Raw genomic sequence first — 18,543 nt, 5'->3', positions numbered from 1 at the left:
GACCAGCTATTCCTGAGTTACCACCATGCATACCGTACAAAAATGGCTGACCCTGGCCATCGTCTCCAGCGCCCTGTTCCTGATCGTGGTCGACATGACCGTGCTCTATACCGCCTTGCCCGCGCTGACGCACGAACTGCAGGCCTCGTCCTCGCAAAAACTGTGGATCATCAATATCTATTCCCTGGTCGTGTGCGCCTTGCTGCCCGGCCTGGGCACCCTCGGTGACCGCCTCGGCCACAAACCCGTGTTCCTCGCTGGCCTGCTGGTCTTCGGCGTCGCCTCGCTGTGCGCCGCGTTTTCGCCGGCGCCGGCCTGGCTGATCGCCTCGCGCATCCTGCTGGCCCTGGGCGCGGCCATGATGATGCCGGCCACCTTGTCCCTGATACGGCTGACCTTTGCCGACGCGCGCGAACGCTCGTTCGCCATCGGCGTGTGGGCCGCCATCGCCTCGGGCGGCGCCGCTTTCGGCCCCGTGCTGGGCGGCTTCCTGCTGGAACACTACTGGTGGGGTTCCGTGTTCCTGATCAATGTGCCGGTGGTACTGCTGACCCTGGTCATGGCCGTTGTTATCCTGCCCAAGCGGGCGGGCAATACCGACAAGCCCTGGGATATACTCGGCTCGCTGCAAGTCATGCTGGGCCTGTTGGGCGGCGTGTATGCGATCAAGGAAGCGGGCAAGGCCGCGCCGTCGTATGCCGTGGCGCTGCTGGCCCTGCTCATCGGCGCCTTCTTCATGACCATCTTTGTGCGCCGCCAGAACCGGCAAGCGCAGCCGATGATCGATTTTGCGCTGTTTCGCGCCTTGCCGTTTTCCAGCGCGGTGGCCGCCGCGATGGTGGCGTCGGCCGCACTGATCGGCATGGAACTGGCGCTCAGCCAGCATTTGCAGCTGGTACGCGCGCTGTCGCCGCTGGACGCCGGCCTGTTGCTGCTGCCTTTGCCGCTGGCCTCTGTGGTTGCCGGCCCCTTGACGGGCCTGATGCTGCCGCGCGCCGACAAGGCGCAAGTGCTGTGGGGATCGTTACTGGTGTCCGGCCTCGGCATGGCCGGCTATCTGCTGCTGCATGACGCGGCGGTGTTCTGGCAGGTGGCCAGCCTGGTGCTGCTGGGCCTGGGTCTGGGCGCCGTGATGACGGCCGCCTCGAGCGCCGTGATGCTGAATGTAGCGCCGCAGCAGGCCGGCATGGCCGCCTCGATCGAGGAAGTGTCGTTCGAGCTCGGCGGCGTGCTGGGCGTAACGATTCTGGGCACCATCATGACGGCTGTCTACAGCGCCACCCTGGTGCTGCCAGCCAGCGCCGGCGACTTGCCCAACGCCCACGACACGCTGGACGCCGCGCTGCAGGCGGCCGGGCAACTGCCGGTAGCGTTGGGGCTGCAGGTAGCGCAGCTGGCGCGCGCCGCTTTCGACCAGGCCTTTGTCGCCGTGCTGGCCACCGCCGCCGCCATCCTGCTGCTGGCCGCGGCGACGCTGCGCCAGTTGCATCTGCGCCAGCACCGGGCCGACCTGGCTGCCAGGTCGGCTATTTGATCAGCGGCACCACTTTGTCGCGCAGCAAAGTCAGTTGCGCGTCAAGCACGGCCTGGTTCGGGTCGTGTCCGGCGCGCTGGACCAGCACGAAATCCTTGTGCGGCGCGCGGATGCTGTCAAAGTACCGGCGCGCGATTGCTGGCGACGTCAGCAGGTCTTGCGTGCCCATCACGAAGTAGACCGGCAGCTTGAAGTCCGCGCCCATGGCCGGCAAATTCACCTTGGAAAACATGCCGTCGCCCTGCATGCCCATGAACTGGATATACGAGTAATCATCGGCGGCCTCGGCATCGGCCAGGGCCTCGGCGGTGGCGTACAGGGGCGCCGGCAGCCACCAGTTTTTCGGTGGCGCATCCGTTGTCAAAGCCTCATATTTGCGGTCGAAACGGCGCAGGATGCCGAAATTGCGCGGATCGGTCCATGGCGGGCTGCCCAGCGCCGTCAGTTTGTCCACCGTGGCGGTATCGCCGGCAGCCCTGGCCAGCGCCATTACCTCGCGGTACATGCCGGTGACATTGGCGCGCGCGTCGACCACCTGCGCCGTGCCGATATAGGCATGGAACAGCTCGGGCCTGGCCTTGGCCATGTAGGCGCCAAGGATGGAACCCCAGGAACTGCCCATCAGGATCATTTTCTGCTGGCCCAGGCGCTGGCGCACGTACTTTGCCACGGCGATGCCGTCGTCGCGCATCAGCTCCAGGGTCAAAGTATCGTTGTCAAGCGGACGATTCTTGCTGTAGGTCATGCCAGCGCCGCGCTGGTCCCACTGCACCAGCGTATAGTGCTGCTCCCAGCCCTGGAACATGGCGTCGGCAAACGGCGACAAGGGATTGCCGGGGCCGCCATGGATGACCAGGATTACCGGATTGCCGCAGCGCGCACCGGTGATAGTGATCCATTGCTCGATGCCATTGATGGGAACATAGCCCTGTTCGCGGACACTTTGGACCGGCGAAGCGCAGGCGGGGGCCGGTATGGCGGCTTCCGCCGCCACGGCAGCGACCTGACAAGACAGCAACATTGCAACGGCAGCGATTTTTCGCATATGTTTACCACTCTTTATAAAGTTAACGCGCAGTCCTGGACAGGCTTGCCGGCAATAAAGCGCTGCACCGACTGCTCGAAGCAGGCCGGCGCCGCCCACAGGATGAAATGGGGCGCCTGCCCGATGGTCGCCAGCGTCACCTTTCCGGCACCCGCTTGCCCGGCACCGGCTTGCCGCAAGGCAGCCACCTGCGCCTGCGCGCCCGCATACGGCGTTTTCGGGTCGAGCGTGCCCTGCAGTACCAGCACCGGCGGCAGGCTGGCCGGCAACTGGCTGAAATAGCGATCCTGAAAATAAGTGGGCAGGCCGCCGCCGAGCAGGATGCGGGGCAGGGGGCTCGTCATCAGCAACGTTGCTTCCTCGCCGTCGACATCGGCCCTTGTCAGGCCCGGGCGCAGATTGTTTTCCGCATTGCTGATCATGCTGACCAGCGGTATCGAGATTGACGACTGGGGGTAGCTGCCCAGGCTGCTTGCGGCCTGGTTCAGCAGGCCACGCACGGCGGCCAGTTCGGTGCCGCCGCCGTGGTCGAGGTCCTGCAACAACGCAGGAATGCGGGCCCGCGCAGCCGGCACGTCGAGCATGCCGCCAATAAAATGCTTCAGGTTCTTGCCGGGGATGGTGGCCAGCAGGGCAGGCTCCTGGCGCAGCTTGTCCAGCACACGCCGGTACAGCGTTTGCGCCGGTTCCCCCAGCATCGCGTGGCAGGCGGCGTCCGCATCGCACTGCGCCAGCACCTGCAGGCCGACCTCATTGACCACCTGCGAACGCTGGCTCAGGTCCCAGCGCGGGTCGTTTTGCGGCGGCACCAGCGAATCGAGGATCACGCCCCGCACCGGCAAGGCGCCCAGTTGCAGGCTGCGCAGCACCAGTTGGGTGCCGTAGGAAACGCCGTAGACATACACGGGGCGGTTGCCCTGCGTCGTGCCGACCAGGGAGCGCAAGTCCTGGGCGGCATTGCTGATGGAAAACTGGCGCGCGCGGGCGGGCGCCGTGTTCAAGTCCTTGAAACAGCTGGCCCATTCGGCGCCAGCCAGCGCCATGCCGCCGGGGCTGTCCGCCGCTTCCTCGGCCGGGCACAGCCGCGAGGAGTAACCGGTGCCGCGATGGTCGGGTATCAGCAGATCAAAACCGGCGAAGCTGCGCCGCAAGGTAGGCAGCAGGCTGTAGAACGAGGCGCCCGATTCGCCCGGGCCGCCCGCCACTAGCCAGACGCTGCCTTTGGAAATGCCCTTGGCCGGAATCTTGCGCACGAACAATTGCAGTGTTTCCTTGCCCTGGCCCTGCGCCTCGTCGCTGGCGGGCACGGCATGCATGGCGCACAAGCTGCCTGGAAGAATGTTATCGGTGCAGGCGGTGTAGTCCAGCGGCGCGGCATGCAGTCCGGCGCTGGCCAGCAGCGCAAACGGCAAGGTATACAGCAGGGTCCAGCGGTAGGGTACGGGCATCGGCGACGCTTGCAATTAAAAGTAGCCTCTAATATAACGTTTTTGTACGGCAACTGTCCATCGTGAATGAAACGCTGGACGCTCACACCACGGCGGCGCCGAACGATTCGGGGCGCCGCGCCAGCAGGTCGGACAGCCGTTGCAGGCCCGCCTGCAAGCGTCCACGGTCCTTGATGCTGCCCAGCGAGATACGGATGGCATTGAGCGATGCGCTGCCGGTGGCGAATGCGTGCGCCGGCGTGACCGCGATGCCGCAGGTGCTGGCCGCGTGCGCAAGCTGCGACGAGTTCCAGTATGCCGGCAAGTCGAGCCACACATGCAGGCCGTCGCCCGCGCCGCTGTAGCGCCCCGCCAGGATATCGCGCGCCAGCCGGTGGCGCAGGCGCGCTTCCTTGCGTACGCCTTGCATCAATCGATCAGCCGAACCGTCGGCTATCCATTGCGTGGCCAGTGCGGCCGTCAGGGGCGCGGCCATCAGCGCAAACGATCTGAGGGCAGCCAGGAAACGCTCGCGCTCGACCGGGTCGCGTATCAGCACGAAGGCGACACGCAGGCCCGGTGTCAGGCATTTCGACAGGGTCGAAAGGTAGAGAACCTGTTGCGGCGCAAACGTGGCGATCGGCGGCGGCGGGGCGGCGGCCAGCAACCAGTAGGGATCGTCCTCGACGATGCGTACATCGCAGCGCTGGGCGATACTGGCCAGCTCTTTGCGCCGGTGTGCCGGCATGGTGATGGCGGTCGGGTTCTGCAATGTGGGATTGAGGTAGACCAGGCGGGGCTTGTGCTGGCGGCATGCCTGCTCCAGCATCGCTGGCAGCATGCCGTGCTGGTCGGCCGCCACCGCCATGAGCCGGCGGCCGAATTGGGTCGCGGCGGCACGCAGGCCGGGATAACTGGCTGGCTCGGCCAGGATCACATCGCCAGGCTCGGTCAGCGCCAGGACCAGGGCGGCGATCGCCGCCTGCGCGCCGGGACAGACCACAATCTGCCGCGCATCGAGCTGGCCAAACATCGGCGCCAGCCAGGTGGCGCCAGCCTGGCGGTCGGCGTCGCTGCCGCCGCCCAGGTGGTAAGTCATCAGCAAACCATTATCTGCCCGCATCAATACCTGGGACAAACCCTGTTTCAGCATGTCGTCAAAGTCCACGCCGTCTGGCGGTGGCGGCGTATTCATCGACAGATCGAGGATGGCGTTCAGCTCGGCTTTGGGCGCCGCGACATACGTGCCCCTGGCGCCGCGGCCCTCCAGCAGGTGGCGGCGCCTGGCCTCGTCGTAGGCGCGCGTGACCGTCGTCAGGTCGACGCCCAGCCGTGCCGCCAACTGGCGCTGCGTTGGCAGGCGCTCACCGGGCGTCAGCGATCCGTCCGCCACGCCCGCCTGCAAGGCATCGGCAATCTGCAGGAAACGTGGGCCCTTGTTCGGTGCCAGGCGGGGCTGCCAGTTGGGTAAATGATCATCTTGCATGGATTTCAACTGGGACATTTTGACTCAATGTATGGAAATTGTTTTAAGGTAGTATGCCTGAGCACCTGTAGCAATACCAACAGCCGATTAAATAGTGTCAAGTGAGTCTGGAAATACGCAAAATGATGGATTGGATCCCTATCGTCCTGGTGACATTCAAGGCGCTCGTGCTGGGCACGGGCATGTTTTACGCCATCAAATGGCATTACGATCAAGGCAAGAAGAACAAGGACAAGCGCAAGGAGCAGCGCGCCGTGCTGCGCTCGGGCGGCAAGGCAGTCGCCATCTTCGCGCTGTTGCTGCTGGGCCTGGGGCTCGTCACCTACGTGGTTGTCACGCAACTCGGCCTGGAAATGACTTACTGATGATGGTAAACAAGGGGCGGCCGATATGGCCTGGCGCGCCAGCGGCAGGGTGACAGCTCAGCCCTGCCTCAGGCTTGCATCAGGCCATCGATGGCATAGGCGATGTCGTCGATGTCGATCTCGGCCATGGCCGGCAGGCTGGCTACTTGCCGCAGCAGGAATTCATAGCCGCAGGCGCGATGTTCCACATCGCGGTCCTGCCGGTCGATGAATTTGGCCACCCTGACCGCGTAATTGCCCGGCGCCAGCCTGACGTCGGCATCCATGCCCAGGCGCTCCTGCGCCGGCGGGAAGTGCAGGTAGTAATCGAGGTCGAAGGCCATCAGGCCCGACAAATCGGCCGCGATCAGCGTGCCGCTGGTGATTTTCAAGGGCAGCACCACGTCGAGCACCGTAGCGAGCAGCGGCGGCTGCGTGCTGAAGGCGCCGCCGTCGTTGAACACCAGCTGGTAGTCCCACGCCGGGATGGTGTAAATGGGCAGCAAGCAGCCCTGGGCGATGGCGGCGTCGCCCGCCTCTGGATAATCATTAAAATATTGCAGCAGATCCATGGTCTTGATCTGCCGCCGGTCGATCAGCGCGGCCAGGGTGAGCGGGTCGAACAGCACCATGCCCGGCATTTCCAGCGTGATGTTTTGATGTTGCAGCATGATTAGTCCTTTGCTGTGCGCAGCAGCCGCAAGCCGTTGGCCACCACCAGCAGGCTGGCGCCCACGTCGGCGAACACGGCCATCCACAGAGTGGCCAGGCCGCTCAGCGCCAGACCGAAGAAAACCAGCTTGATGCCGATGGCAAAACTGATATTTTGCACCAGGATGCGGCGCGTACGGCGGGAAAGGCTGATAAATTCCGGCAGCTTGCCCAGTTCATCGTCCATCAAGGCCACGTCGGCCGTTTCTATCGCCGTATCGCTGCCGGCGGCGCCCATGGCAAAACCGACCTGGGCCTGCGCCAGCGCCGGCGCATCGTTGACGCCGTCACCGAGCATGGCGACCACGCCGAACTGGCGCTGCAGTGCGACGATTTCATCGAGCTTGTTTTCCGGCAGCAGTTCGGCCTTGACCATGGTCACGCCCACCTCGCCGGCAATGCGCTGCGCCGTCAGGGCGTTGTCGCCGGTCAGCATCACGGTGGTGACACCCATCGCGCTCAAGCGGGCGATGGCGGCCGCCGCTGTTGGCCGCAGCACGTCGGCCACGGCAATGACACCCAGCGCTTCGGTGCTGCTGGCCAGCACCATGGCCGTATAGGCTTGCTGTTCCAGCCGCGCAAGCACGGCTTGCAGTGCCGGCGTCAGCAAGGTCAACTCCTGCATCAGGCGTGCATTGCCCAGGTAATAGAGCTGGCCGTCCAGCGTGCCTTGCACGCCACGGCCGTGCAGCGCGGAAAATTGCGTTACAGGCTGCAACTGACTGCCTGGCGGTCCCGCCTTGACGATGGCGGCGGCCAGCGGGTGGGCGGAGTTCGCTTCCAGGCTGGCCGCCAGCAACACAATCTCGTCGCGGCTGCGGCCATCGAAGGCCACCACGTCCGTCACGGCAGGTTTGCCGATGGTGAGAGTGCCGGTCTTGTCGACCGCGATCGCCTTGATTTGATGGCCGGTTTCCAGGAATTGCCCGCCTTTCACGAGGATGCCGCGCCGCGCCGCCGCCGTCAGGCCGCTGACCACCGTCACCGGCGTGGAAATGACCAGCGCGCACGGGCAGGCGATCACCAGCATCACCAGCGCCTTATAAACCCAGTCCATCAGCGGCTGGCCCAGCAGCAAGGTCGGCAGCAGCGCCACCAGGATGGCGCAGAGCACCACCACCGGCGTGTAATAACGGGCGAACTGGTCGACAAAGCGCTGCGTCGGCGCCTGCTTGCCCTGGGTTTCCTCGATCACCCTGACGATTTTTGCCAGGGTGCTGTTGCCGCTGTTGGCCGTGACGGTAATGTCGAGCACGCCCAGTTCGTTGATGGTGCCGGCGTAGACCAGGTCGCCGGCGACCTTGTCCACCGGCATGCTTTCACCGGTGATCGGCGCCTGGTTGACGGACGACTCGCCGTTGTTGACCACGCCATCGAGGGCGATACGTTCACCGGGTTTGACGCGCACCAGGCTGCCGACGGCCACTTGCGCCACCGGCTTGCTCAGCCAGTCATTGCCCGACTGCACCAGGGCCACATCGGGCGCCAGCTGCATCAGGCTGTGCACGGCGTTGCGCGCGCGGTTCAGCGACATGCCTTCGATCAGCTCGGCAATCGCAAACAGAAAGATTACCATGGCCGCTTCCGGCCACTGGCCGATGACCACCGCGCCGGTCACCGCCAGGCTCATCAGGAAATTGATATTCAGTGTAAAGCTTTTCAGCGCGATCCAGCCCTTTTTCAGGGTCGGCCAGCCGCCGGTGGCGATCGACAGCAACGCCACCGCGATCACCGGCGGGGAATTGTCCTGGTGCGTCGTCCATGCCAGCACTTCGGCCGCCGCGGCCGCCACGCCGGACACCAGCAGCAGGCCCTTCCGCATGCCGGACAGCTTGCCTTCGTCGGGATCGCGTACAGCGGCTGCGCCAGCTTCGACCGGCACGGCCTGCATGCCGATGCCGTGCAGCGCCGCCTCCACCGTTGCCAGCGAGGGCAGGGTATGGTGCACATCGAGCACCCGGTTCATCAGTTTGAAGTCAAGGCCAACCACGCCGTCCATGCCGGACAGCTTGTTGCGGATCAGCCGCTCCTCCACCGGGCAATCCATATTGGCGATGCGGTACCTGGCCGTGTGCGCGCCCGCCAGTGGCGTGCTGGGCAGCTCGAACGGCGCCGCTGGCGCGGCGACCTCGGCATGGCTGTGGGAACAGCAGCCGCCATGGGAGTGACCGGGTGATGGTTGCTCGCCATGATCGTGGCCATGATCGTGGCCATGATCGTGCGCGTGATCGTTCGATGGCGCGGGCGTGGGGGCGTGGTGGTGATCGTGCGGCATCGCATCATCCTTCAGGGATTCGTGTATGCTTGCATTAGAAACCCTGTAGTCGCTACAGGGTCAAGCAGAATTTACACGATACAAGAAAAGGACTGCCATGCGTATCGGAGAACTGGCCAGGCGCACCCATTGCGACGTTGAAACGGTGCGTTATTATGAAAAAGCGGGGCTGCTGCAGGAGCCCGGCCGCAACGGCGCCGGCTACCGCGAGTACAAGGCCGAGCACCAGGAACGGCTGCAGTTCATTCGCCACTGCCGTTCCCTGCAGATCGGCCTGGCCGATATCCGTGCCTTGCTGGAATTTAAGAACAACCCGGCCGAAGGCTGCCAGAGCGTCAATCAGCTGCTGGATCATCATATCGAGCGCATTGCCGAGCAGATGGCCAACCTGCAGACCTTGCAGCAGCAACTGGTCAGCCTGCGCCACCAGTGCGACCAGCCCACGCCGTCACAGGACTGTGCGATTCTGCAAAACCTGTCGGAGGCGGCCAGCGGCAACGATTGCGCCTGTCACACGGAACTGCATTGATCGTGCAACTCAGGCGCATTGCGGCAAGGTCCAGCCTTCGTAGCCCATGTCGGTGGGGTAGATCGCGCGCTCATTGCCCCAGCGCGCAAAATCCTGCAAGCCGTCCTCATGCAGGTCGAGCACCCATTCGGTGCTTTCGAGCATGTCTCCCTGTTTGTCGTACACACGGAAAAACGATTGCGTGCTCAGCGAGCGCACGATATTCGATACCGTACCGCTGCCGTAAGCGGGCGCATAGGTGTTGATCACGCATTTGCCGCTGGGACTCCAGGCTTGGGCATACAGCTTGGCGTGTTCGGCGGCGTTAATCTTGACGGACAGCCAGACGGCCATCAGCATGGCCAGCAGCAGGCCAGCGACGATCAGCAGGCTTTTCTTGAGGATGGGAGACATGAAAGACATTGAAAACGGGATGCCCGCATTGTAAGCCATGCGGACACTGGCTGCTCGCTCGCCAGCGCAGTGCCACGCATCTTTTTACCTTGTTTTTCACTTGCCGACGCTGGAATGCAGCGCGTTGGCCATGTCCAGGTGATGTTGCAGCGCTGGCAAGGTCTTGGCGGCAAACGCCTTGATATCGGGGTCGGTGGCTTTCTGGCTGGCGTCGGTAAACAGCTTGACGGCCTCCTTGTGCGCCGCCACGCCGATCTTGGCTGCGTATTCCTGATCGAACTGCTTGCCTTCCAGGCGGTTGAGCTTGGCGATATCGGCCTTGTGGCGGGCGCTGGGCTCGTCGCTGACCGTGATCTGCTTGCTTGCCGCCAATTGTTTGAGCTCATCGGCCACCTTGGTGTGGTCCGTCACCATGGAGTCGGCGAATTGCTTTACTTCCGCATTGCTGCTTTTGGTTTGCGCCACTTTGCTGGCGGCAATTTCAGTGCTGCCCGAATCGGCCGCCTTGATCATGAAAGTTTTGTCGTAGGCGCCCGGCGCGTTGGCAGCGATACTGTTGATGGCCATGCCGCTCATCACGGCAATGGCCGCGCCGATGGCGATGCTTTTCATGGTAGGCGTGCGGGAACTGGTGGTGGTCAGGCGCATGGGGACTCCTTTCGATATGGGTTGTGCAATATTGTCAAAAGCGCTGGCTAAAATATTAAGCCAGTCGCACAGCCATACCCATAGGACGCACGCGATAGTCGAGGTAGGACTAGTCCTGTACGCTGGCGCACAATTCAATCTCCAGGCGCCGGAACAGCGGACCGATGTCCGCATCGTCGCGCCAGCCGGGCAAACCGATATCGAGATATTCCGCAGTGGCCTCCAGATGCGAGGGGAGACTCGCGTATTGTTCGAGGTTGCTGATCACTTCGTTCTTGTCCGGATACAGGCTGGCGATATAGGCGTCAAACGACGGCGCCAGGACCATCAGCCCGGCCGGCGCGCGTGGGCCGGTCCAGGCCGGCAGCTCGCGGATATGCGCCAGGACCCGGCCCTGGCCTTCATCGCTGAGGTCCAGAAACAGCATGGAGTCGCCGCCATCGCGGGCGAACGGCAGGATTTTGTCCGGCATGTCCATGTGCTTGCGCGCGGCGCGGATCTCGCCAACCAGGGTTTCATCGCAAAAATCGCCTTCGTCGGCGTTGAAGATGCCAGGAAACGACATCTGTTCGACGCCGCCGCGGCCATCGGGCACGTCGCAGTAATAATCGATCTCGCCGCCATTGGCCACCTGCAAAAATGCCAGGAAGCTGGCCGGCAGCGTGGCCTTCAATTCGGTTTCGATGGCGGCGATCTGGGCCGGTGTGGGCGCCGGCATGGCTTGGTCGATGGCGATATGGCGATAGCGGGTGTAGTAGCTCATGGTTAATCTGGCGGCAAGTCAAAACCGCCAGTGTAAGCAAATACGCCGCCAGGCGGCGTTCCTTTACACGGCAGGCAATCTTGCAGGCTACCAAACAGAGTCCTGGCCATAGCCGTGCAGGGCAGCCATGACCTGCCCGCGCAGCCAGCGGTGTCCGGGGTCCAGGTGCATGCGCTCATGCCAGACCATGGCCATCTCGTAATCGGGCAGCGGCAGGGGCGCTTCCCAGGTGCGCAATGCGGTCAAGGCATTTTTCAGCAGCCGTGACGGCAGCAGCGCCACCATCTCGGACTGCGCCAGCAAGGGCGGCACGAACAGGAAATGCGGCACCGACAGCACCACCTTGCGCTGCCGGCCCTGCAGGGCCAGCGCCGTATCGACGGCCGTGCGGTAGCCGCCGCCATTGGGCGAGACCACCACGAACTCCAGGGCGCAGAAACGGTCGAGATCGGGCGTCGTCTGCAACAGCGGATGGTCGCGCCGGCCTGCGAGCACATAGTGCTCGGTAAATAACACGCGGTGGCGCAATCCCGGGGGCGCTTCTTCCTGCGCCAGGAAGCCCAGGTCGACCTGGGCATTTTCCAGTTGGCTGGCCATGCGCGCCGGCACCGCTTCCAGCACGGCCATGCGCGAACGCGGCGCCGCCGCGCGCAGCCCGGGCAGCAAGGGAAGAAGGATGGCGTATTCGGTGGCGTCGGCGGCCGCCAGCTTCCATTCCACGTCGGCCGTCAACGGTTCGAACGCGCTTGCCGGCTGCAGCAGCTGTTCGAGCTGGGCCAGTGCCGCCTGCAACGGCGCCAGCAAGTCCAGCGCGCGCGCCGTCGGCAACATGCCACGCGGGCCGGGCAGCAGCAGCGGGTCGTCAAATGCGGCGCGCAGCTTGCCCAGCTGCACACTGACGGACGGCTGGCTCAGATGCAGGCGCGCGGCGGCGCGCGTCACATTGCGTTCGACCAGCAAGGCGTCCAGGGTCAGCAGCAGATTCAAATCGAGCTTGCGCAAATTGTGCATGACTATACCTGCTATCTTTGTTATTCATTTCCACTATCATACTGCAAGCTCTACAGTTGCTGCTGTGCATGCAAGCACTTCATCGACTACAGGAGCAATCTGATGCAACTCCATGAATATGTTCAATATGATGGCCTGGGGCTGGCCGAACTGCTACGCCAGGGCCAGGTCAGTGCCGCACAACTGCAGGCTTGCGCGCTGCAGGCACTGGAGGCCGTCAATCCGCGTATCAACGCGGTGATCGAACACTGGCCGGCCGATTCCTTGCCGATTAACGCCGACGCGCCATTTGCCGGCGTGCCCTTTTTGATCAAGGATATCGCCGTCGCCATGGCCGGCAAGAAAATGGAAATGGGCAGCCGCCTGGCGGCCGGCCATGTCTCCAGCGAAGATTCTTTCCTGATGACTCAGTTTCGCCACGCCGGCCTGGTCACCATCGGCCGCACCACCACGCCCGAAATGGCGTTCGCCACCACCACCGAAGCGGTGCTGTACGGCGCCACGCGCAATCCGTGGGATGTGTCGCTGAGCGCGGGCGGCTCCAGCGGTGGCGCCGCAGCGGCCGTGGCGGCCGGCGTCGTGCCGCTGGCCCATGCCACCGATGCGGCCGGCTCCATCCGCGTGCCGGCGGCCTCCACCGGCCTGTTCGGCCTGAAACCGAGCCGTGGCCGCGTCTCGAACGGCCCTGCCATGGATGAAATTTTCAGCGGCCTGGGCGTGCAACTGGGCGTCAGCCGCAGCGTGCGCGACAGCGCCGCCTTGCTCGATGCGGTGCAGGCCGTGATGCCGAGCGAACCGTACAACACGGCGGCACCCGGCCACAATTGGCTGTCGCAGGTCGGCATGGCGCCCGGCCGCTTGCGCATCGGCGTGATGCGCGACGCGCTCGATGGCCAGCGCCCAGATGTGGAAACCGGCAAGGCGCTGGACGACAGCGTGCGGCTGCTGGAATCGCTGGGCCACCACGTGGAAGAGGCCGCGCCAGGCCTGGGCGTATCGTGGGAAACGTTTGTGCTGGCCAATGCGCGCATCTGGTGTGCCAACCTGGTGGGCTGGATCGATGGCCTGTCGCAGGAATCAGGCCGCGCCATCTCGCTGGCCACGCTGGAGCCGGCAACCCTGGCTTGCTACCACTATGGCCAGGCGGTCTCGGCGGTTGAGTTCGTTGCCGCGCTCGACGTGCGCAATACCGTCACGCGCCAGGCCGGCGCGTTCTTCGCGCAATGCGATGTGCTGCTGTCGCCGACCTTGCCATCGCTGCCGTGGCCGCTGGGGCGCTATGCGGAAAACGAAACGTCGGTGGACGGCCTGGCCTGGACGGCGCGCCTGTTCCAGCACTCGCCCTACACGCCGCTGGCCAATGTGGCGGGGCTGCCGGCCATGTCGGTACCGCTGGCCATGTCCGGCGATGGTTTGCCGATCGGCATGCAGTTCATGGCTGGACTTGGCCGGGAAGGGTGCTTGTTGCGATTGGCAGCACAGCTGGAACGGGCCGCACCGTGGGCGCATCGGCGTCCGGCCGTGTGGGCAGGGGCTTAACACGATTGGCTTAATGTCAAGCCTGTTTCCATCGACGCAGATCAAGCGCGTCATGCGGGTCACCTTCTTATAATGATCTGGTCGACAATCTGCCGCCCGCGTCCCGATAATGACTGAGCAGAAATTCAGCTACCTGGTCGAGCGCCTCTACCGCGCGGGACTGCGCATGAGCGCGGCCACCAGCGCGCAGGAAAAGCTGCTGGCCAGGCGCTGGCTGGCGCGCTGGAATACGGCGCTCCGGCGCGAACACGCCAGGCGGCAACAGCGCGCCGAACCGTGAAAGGACATGCCATGGCAGCAAACTCGACATCCGCATCAACTTCGATCTGGCAGGCCAGCACGCAGGTGATGCCAACCGGTCCGCTGCCAGCCGACGCCAGCGCCGACGTCTGCGTGATCGGGGCCGGCATCGCCGGCCTCAGTACCGCCTATCTGCTGTCGCGCCAGGGCCTGAAGGTCATCGTCATCGACGCCACCGGCATCGGCGCCGGCGAAACCGGCCGCACCACGGCGCATTTTTTCCCGCCCGATGAATGGTATGCCAATATCGAGGACGATTTCGGCCCCGACCAGGCGGCGCTGGTGGCCAGCAGTTTTGCCAGCGCCATCGATATGGTCGAGGACATCGTGCGCAAGGAAGCCATCGATTGCGAGTTCGAGCGCCTGGACGGCTACCTGTACGCCTTGCCCGGCAACGGCTTTCGCGACTTCGACAAGGAATTGGCGGCCGCCCTGCGCGCTGGCGTGCCGGCCCAATGGTGCGACCGCGTGCCGGGCCTGCCGTTCGATACCGGGCCCGGCATCCGCTATCGCGGCCAGGCGCAATTTCATCCATTGAAGTATCTCAATGGCCTGGCGCAGGCCATTGTCAAGTACGGTGGCAAGGTCCATGGTGCCACCCGGGCGCTCAAGCTGGCCGGCGACAACAATATGCAGATGGTGTCGACCGAGCACGGCGAGATTGGCGCCAGGTCGGTGGTGGTGGCCAGCAATACCCCGTTCAACAACCGCCTGGTGATGCATACCAAGCAGGCGGGCTACATGACGTATGTGATCGGCATGGCCGTGCCGCAAGGCAGCCTGCCGCGCATCCTGCTGTGGGATACCGGCGACCCCTATTATTATGTGCGTCTGTCCGGCAGCGGCGCCCCCGCAGGCCATGAAGTACTGATCGTCGGCGGCGCTGACCATAAAGTGGGCCAAGAGGCGCAACCAGCCAGCCACCATGCCGGTATCGAGCGCTGGGCGCGCGAACATTTTCCGATGGCCGGTAGCGTGCTGTACCGCTGGTCCGGCGAGGTCATGGAGCCGGCCGACGGCCCGGCATTTCTCGGCCGCAATCCCATGGACAATGACAATGTCTACATCATTACCGGCGACTCCGGCAACGGCATGACGCACGCCACCATCGGCGCCATGCTGGTGCGCGATCTGATACTGGGCCGCGCCAATCCCTGGAGCAAGCTGTATGCGCCATCCCGCAAGGTAATACACGGCGTGTCGGACTTTATCGGCGAGCAGGTCAATACCCTGGCGCAATACCGCGACTGGGCCAGGGGCAGCGAACTGCGCTCACTGGCACAGTTGCAGCCAGGCCAGGGCGCCATCGTGCGCCAGGGCTTGCGCAAGCTGGCCGTGTATCGCAACGAACTGGGCGGGCTGCACGTCTTGTCGGCCGCGTGTGCCCACCTGGGCTGCGTGGTGCATTTCAACCAGCTCGAACGTTCCTGGGATTGTCCTTGCCACGGTTCACGCTTCGATATCGATGGCAAGGTCCTGCACGGACCGGCCGCCACGCCACTTGAACCGTCCAGCCTGACGCCACCAGCCTGATCACAGCGGCGCCAGGCGCAGTGCATCGCGCTGCACCAGGCGGCTGCGCAGCCGTTCCCACAGGCCGTCATGGAAAGGCAGCGCGATGACATTACAGATTGGCTCGACCACCGCCAGCAGACCGCCGAAGGCCGCCGAACCCGTGGCACCGTACATCACGGAAAACGCCACGCCCATGTGCATCATGGTCTGGCTCAGCTTTTCGCCGGCCAGCGCCGCCACCCCCATGTGCCTGTGCGCCTGGCGCTGGCGTATCGCATGCCACAGCTTTTCGTGCAGCGGCAGCAGTGCCACATTGATCACCGGCTCGATAATCGCCGCCAGTCCGCCGAGAGCGAGCGAACCGGTCAGCAAGTAAGCGAGGCCGAATGCGATCGACATATGGGTGATGACCTGGCTGAATGTTTTGATGGCGGTAAACAAGGGAGGCTCCTTTCTGAACTGGCTGATCCTTGACTTGCATAGTAATGATTCTCATTTGCAAATGGAAGTAAATTCTTTCAATTGGAGCGGTAGAGTTTGGCTATGGCTGTTTTTGCTCAATGGGGAGGGGCAGGGAAGCACGGCCGAGACTTCCCTGCCATGGGGGGAATCACAAGCGATGGCGGCTGGCTGTTACGTCATTTGAGCAAGGGGATGCAGGTCACCGATGTTGCGGCCGCGTTTGCGCACACCGACGGTTCAAGCCAGGCGCATAACCGGTCACCGGCGATGTCGGCAAAACCATCATGCCGTGGCCGCTGGCCATCATCGCTTGTAACGGATGACCGATGATCAATCGCTGCCCGCAGCACGGCCGCACTTGGAAACGCCGGCATGCGCGTACCGCGGATTGCGGCCCGTATCGCCGCCACGGCGTAGTTCACCCCAGAGGCAAGTTCCGGTGCGGATTCTGCAGGGGCGGTGTGCGCCCCATGGGGCGCACTACGATCGCGAAACGACCGACCCCAGCATTTTCGCTGTTCGGGGTGAGCGCGAAATGCCTTGATCGGCTTAATTTAACGGCATTGGGCGCGGACGCCGACATCATCACCATCGAGGACGCGCGATGCGAACAGGATTCGTATTCCCGACGTCAGAGCGTCCCGGCCCAGCGGCTGTGCATCAACCCTGACACCACCACGCTAGAGCGTGCTGTCGGCGCAGACCAACAGGTGGCAGCGGCGCACACTTTATGGCGCACTGGGCAGCATGGATAGTGCGTAGTTCAAAGCAGGGCCAGCCACGCACGTCAAAAAGTGTGCGTAGTCAGCGAGTGGCAAAATCGCATTTGCGATTGGGAAATTGAAGAACTGAGAATTTTTCAGTGCTGGCATAACTCTTCGCATAATTTATATTATGTAAAATTAGATACAGAGCAGAACACCGTTTTCTACATCATCATCACAACGTAAAATCACCCAGTACGCCGACATCATTCTGAGGTGTTTTGCGACATCATCATGGGGTTTTTACGAAATCGACTGAAAAGTTACTACTAGATGTCGCGCGGTTTCTCCGCTCTGGTATGTTATCAATATCTGGTATTTGCCGACGGTGCAGCTCCCTAAGCAAAATCAATCCTCAGGCTTTGAAGCGGTGACATTTACTAACGACCGAGGCCAGGGGCGCTATCGTCGCCTCCCGCCGCTAGCGCAAGGTTAGGAAACATGTACTGTGTCGTAAACTCGACCGAATCCGCTAACTTAATACGATGATTCACATAGTCGACGAACATGAAGATGGGCAACGTCGGCAATGGCGTAGGAAGGTCTTGCGCCAGTCTGAGCATGGTCACGATTCCACCGTAAAGCTGAATACAGAAAATAAGTTCGATACTGCCTTCTGGTATCTGCACGGCGGTCAACGCGCAGAAATGATTGTGCTTGGGGGTAGTAGCAAACATCTTGACCAGAAATTCATCCGGTGCCATTTCATCGAGTCTATGCAAAGTGCTGAAGACCTCTGGCTCTCCGGTCAGTATGCTGGCCTTGATTTTGTCGAAGCACACATGTCGTACATAATCTTCGCCAAAAACACGTGCGCTCAAATTGACGCCAATTTTCGCCATGACGCGCTCGCGCAGCCCGACCTGCATCTGTAACCTCACGCCGACTGCGGCGCCGAAGATAGGCGTACCCTTCCTTGCCTGACTTGCTGACGCCTGCATTTCACCCAGGTGTTTGCGCAGCAGGGTCAGGAATTCGGCTTCAGGCATCTGGGCTTCTAGACGAATGACGATTTGCCCTTCCGGCCGGCGAAAGATACGCGATCGGGGATCTGCAGGCTCGGTGTTGGATTCAACGTCCCGCCAAATACACGGTTCCGGCACATTCAGTTTGATTTCGTGGCCATCTGCCTCGTACCGCTCTCCTGTCCATCGGGAGGTCATGATGGCATATTGTGGCCGATCCAACGTAGCGGTTTTCGTGACCACGTACACTACATCAAGTGCGAGCAACGAGGACAACTGTTCCACGAATGCAGTCATGTCCGCCATATAGCCGCATTGACCCTGCAACTGGTTGTCTACCAACGCATACTGGGGAAGAATAACAATTTCTCCGCGCGGCCTCATCGCTGCTTCGGCGAGGGTGCCGTTGGGCAGGAAAACCCGTATCGATGACGGCCTGAACTTCGGCGTGTCGTCCCCTTTCCTTTTTCTGCCGCGTGGCTGAACGAGGATTCGAGTAAATGATTCAGCAGAGTTACGCATGAACTCCGCCTCCATCGGTGAGAACCTCTCCGTATTGCACTGCTTGCAAACAAGATCGTGGAGAATAAATTGACCGTCATCACCACCCAGCCCGGCACAGAAAATGTGTTCTTTGGAAAATGGTCCGGTACCACCGCAATAGATGCACGAATTGGCTTTATCTAGAGGCGAGGTGGTGTTGATCATCGAAAGCATCAGGCATCCTTCTGGTCGATTTAAGAAACGTTGTGGGTTCCAGATTAAAGCAAGCGATTGTCAGGCGCCGCAAGGCCGAACAGTCTTCCGCCCTGCTGTATTCTTGCGAACTGAT

17 protein-coding genes are annotated in these 18,543 nt (G+C 62.7%); 6 read left to right on the top strand and 11 right to left on the bottom strand.

Going from position 1 to position 18,543, the window contains the following annotated elements; all coding sequences use genetic code 11:
• The first annotated feature begins 25 nt into the window (after positions 1 to 25).
• Positions 26 to 1,534 carry an MFS transporter gene (locus ASR47_RS02310; RefSeq protein WP_065306150.1) on the top strand — a complete coding sequence of 503 codons (1,509 nt, stop codon included), beginning with the start codon at positions 26 to 28 and terminating at the stop codon, positions 1,532 to 1,534.
• Here the strand turns inward: ASR47_RS02310 and ASR47_RS02305 are convergent.
• From ASR47_RS02305 to ASR47_RS02295, 3 genes are all read right to left on the bottom strand, one after another.
• A complete protein-coding gene (locus ASR47_RS02305) occupies positions 1,527 to 2,555 on the bottom strand; it encodes an alpha/beta fold hydrolase (protein ID WP_217270519.1) in 1,029 nt (342 codons plus the stop codon). The two genes, ASR47_RS02310 and ASR47_RS02305, sit on opposite strands and share 8 nt — an antisense overlap.
• Positions 2,556 to 2,593: 38 nt before the next feature.
• On the bottom strand, positions 2,594 to 4,027 hold the full coding sequence (locus tag ASR47_RS02300) for an alpha/beta hydrolase (RefSeq protein ID WP_082988676.1): 1,434 nt from the start codon (positions 4,025 to 4,027) through the stop codon (positions 2,594 to 2,596).
• Between the two features lie 82 nt (positions 4,028 to 4,109).
• A complete protein-coding gene (locus tag ASR47_RS02295; protein ID WP_065306170.1) occupies positions 4,110 to 5,492 on the bottom strand; it encodes an aminotransferase-like domain-containing protein in 1,383 nt (460 codons plus the stop codon).
• Positions 5,493 to 5,614: 122 nt separating this feature from the next.
• Here ASR47_RS02295 and ASR47_RS02290 point away from each other — a divergent pair, with 122 nt between their 5' ends.
• Complete coding sequence (locus ASR47_RS02290) at positions 5,615 to 5,857, top strand: hypothetical protein (RefSeq protein WP_065306149.1); 243 nt, start codon at positions 5,615 to 5,617, stop codon at positions 5,855 to 5,857.
• Positions 5,858 to 5,925: 68 nt separating this feature from the next.
• Here the strand turns inward: ASR47_RS02290 and ASR47_RS02285 are convergent, their stop codons facing one another.
• Both ASR47_RS02285 and ASR47_RS02280 read right to left on the bottom strand, forming a co-directional pair.
• Positions 5,926 to 6,507: a hypothetical protein gene (locus tag ASR47_RS02285; RefSeq protein WP_065306148.1), complete on the bottom strand. Its 582-nt coding sequence runs from the start codon at positions 6,505 to 6,507 to the stop codon at positions 5,926 to 5,928.
• 2 nt (positions 6,508 to 6,509) lie between these two features.
• On the bottom strand, positions 6,510 to 8,822 hold the full coding sequence (locus ASR47_RS02280) for a heavy metal translocating P-type ATPase (RefSeq protein ID WP_065306147.1): 2,313 nt from the start codon (positions 8,820 to 8,822) through the stop codon (positions 6,510 to 6,512).
• Positions 8,823 to 8,919: 97 nt separating this feature from the next.
• On the opposite strand from ASR47_RS02280, the gene cadR reads away from it, so the two are divergent.
• Complete coding sequence (gene cadR / locus ASR47_RS02275; protein ID WP_065306146.1) at positions 8,920 to 9,351, top strand: Cd(II)/Pb(II)-responsive transcriptional regulator; 432 nt, start codon at positions 8,920 to 8,922, stop codon at positions 9,349 to 9,351.
• A gap of 9 nt (positions 9,352 to 9,360) precedes the next feature.
• Here the strand turns inward: cadR and ASR47_RS02270 are convergent, their stop codons facing one another.
• The 4 genes from ASR47_RS02270 to ASR47_RS02255 form a co-directional block, all read right to left on the bottom strand.
• On the bottom strand, positions 9,361 to 9,744 hold the full coding sequence (locus ASR47_RS02270) for a hypothetical protein (protein WP_065306169.1): 384 nt from the start codon (positions 9,742 to 9,744) through the stop codon (positions 9,361 to 9,363).
• A 96-nt stretch (positions 9,745 to 9,840) separates the two neighbouring features.
• The gene (locus ASR47_RS02265; RefSeq protein WP_065306145.1) at positions 9,841 to 10,392 is read right to left on the bottom strand and encodes a DUF4142 domain-containing protein; all 552 of its coding nucleotides are present in this window, start codon (positions 10,390 to 10,392) and stop codon (positions 9,841 to 9,843) included.
• 109 nt (positions 10,393 to 10,501) lie between these two features.
• On the bottom strand, positions 10,502 to 11,155 hold the full coding sequence (locus tag ASR47_RS02260) for an SMI1/KNR4 family protein (protein ID WP_065306144.1): 654 nt from the start codon (positions 11,153 to 11,155) through the stop codon (positions 10,502 to 10,504).
• A gap of 87 nt (positions 11,156 to 11,242) precedes the next feature.
• Positions 11,243 to 12,166, bottom strand: coding sequence for a LysR family transcriptional regulator (locus tag ASR47_RS02255; RefSeq protein WP_065306143.1), 924 nt, complete (start codon positions 12,164 to 12,166; stop codon positions 11,243 to 11,245).
• Between the two features lie 102 nt (positions 12,167 to 12,268).
• Between ASR47_RS02255 and ASR47_RS02250 the strand changes: the two genes are divergently transcribed.
• From ASR47_RS02250 to ASR47_RS02245, 3 genes are all read left to right on the top strand, one after another.
• Entirely contained in the window at positions 12,269 to 13,705 is a 1,437-nt protein-coding gene (locus tag ASR47_RS02250) for an amidase (RefSeq protein WP_065306142.1), read from the top strand.
• A 109-nt stretch (positions 13,706 to 13,814) separates the two neighbouring features.
• Positions 13,815 to 13,985, top strand: a complete 171-nt coding sequence (locus ASR47_RS27320) for an LbetaH domain-containing protein (RefSeq protein ID WP_171898873.1) — start codon at positions 13,815 to 13,817, stop codon at positions 13,983 to 13,985.
• A gap of 11 nt (positions 13,986 to 13,996) precedes the next feature.
• Positions 13,997 to 15,538 carry an FAD-dependent oxidoreductase gene (locus ASR47_RS02245; RefSeq protein WP_065306140.1) on the top strand — a complete coding sequence of 514 codons (1,542 nt, stop codon included), beginning with the start codon at positions 13,997 to 13,999 and terminating at the stop codon, positions 15,536 to 15,538.
• On the opposite strand, the gene ASR47_RS02240 is transcribed toward ASR47_RS02245, so the two are convergent.
• The gene (locus tag ASR47_RS02240; protein ID WP_082988673.1) at positions 15,539 to 15,961 is read right to left on the bottom strand and encodes a DUF2061 domain-containing protein; all 423 of its coding nucleotides are present in this window, start codon (positions 15,959 to 15,961) and stop codon (positions 15,539 to 15,541) included.
• Between the two features lie 1,165 nt (positions 15,962 to 17,126).
• Entirely contained in the window at positions 17,127 to 18,428 is a 1,302-nt protein-coding gene (locus tag ASR47_RS02235; RefSeq protein WP_065306139.1) for a hypothetical protein, read from the bottom strand.
• Between the last annotated feature and the right edge of the window lie 115 nt (positions 18,429 to 18,543).

Origin of the sequence: Janthinobacterium psychrotolerans (assembly GCF_001677885.1) — a bacterium.
Lineage (GTDB): Bacteria > Pseudomonadota > Gammaproteobacteria > Burkholderiales > Burkholderiaceae_D > Janthinobacterium > Janthinobacterium psychrotolerans.
This window is presented reverse-complemented; position numbering and strand designations above follow the sequence as displayed.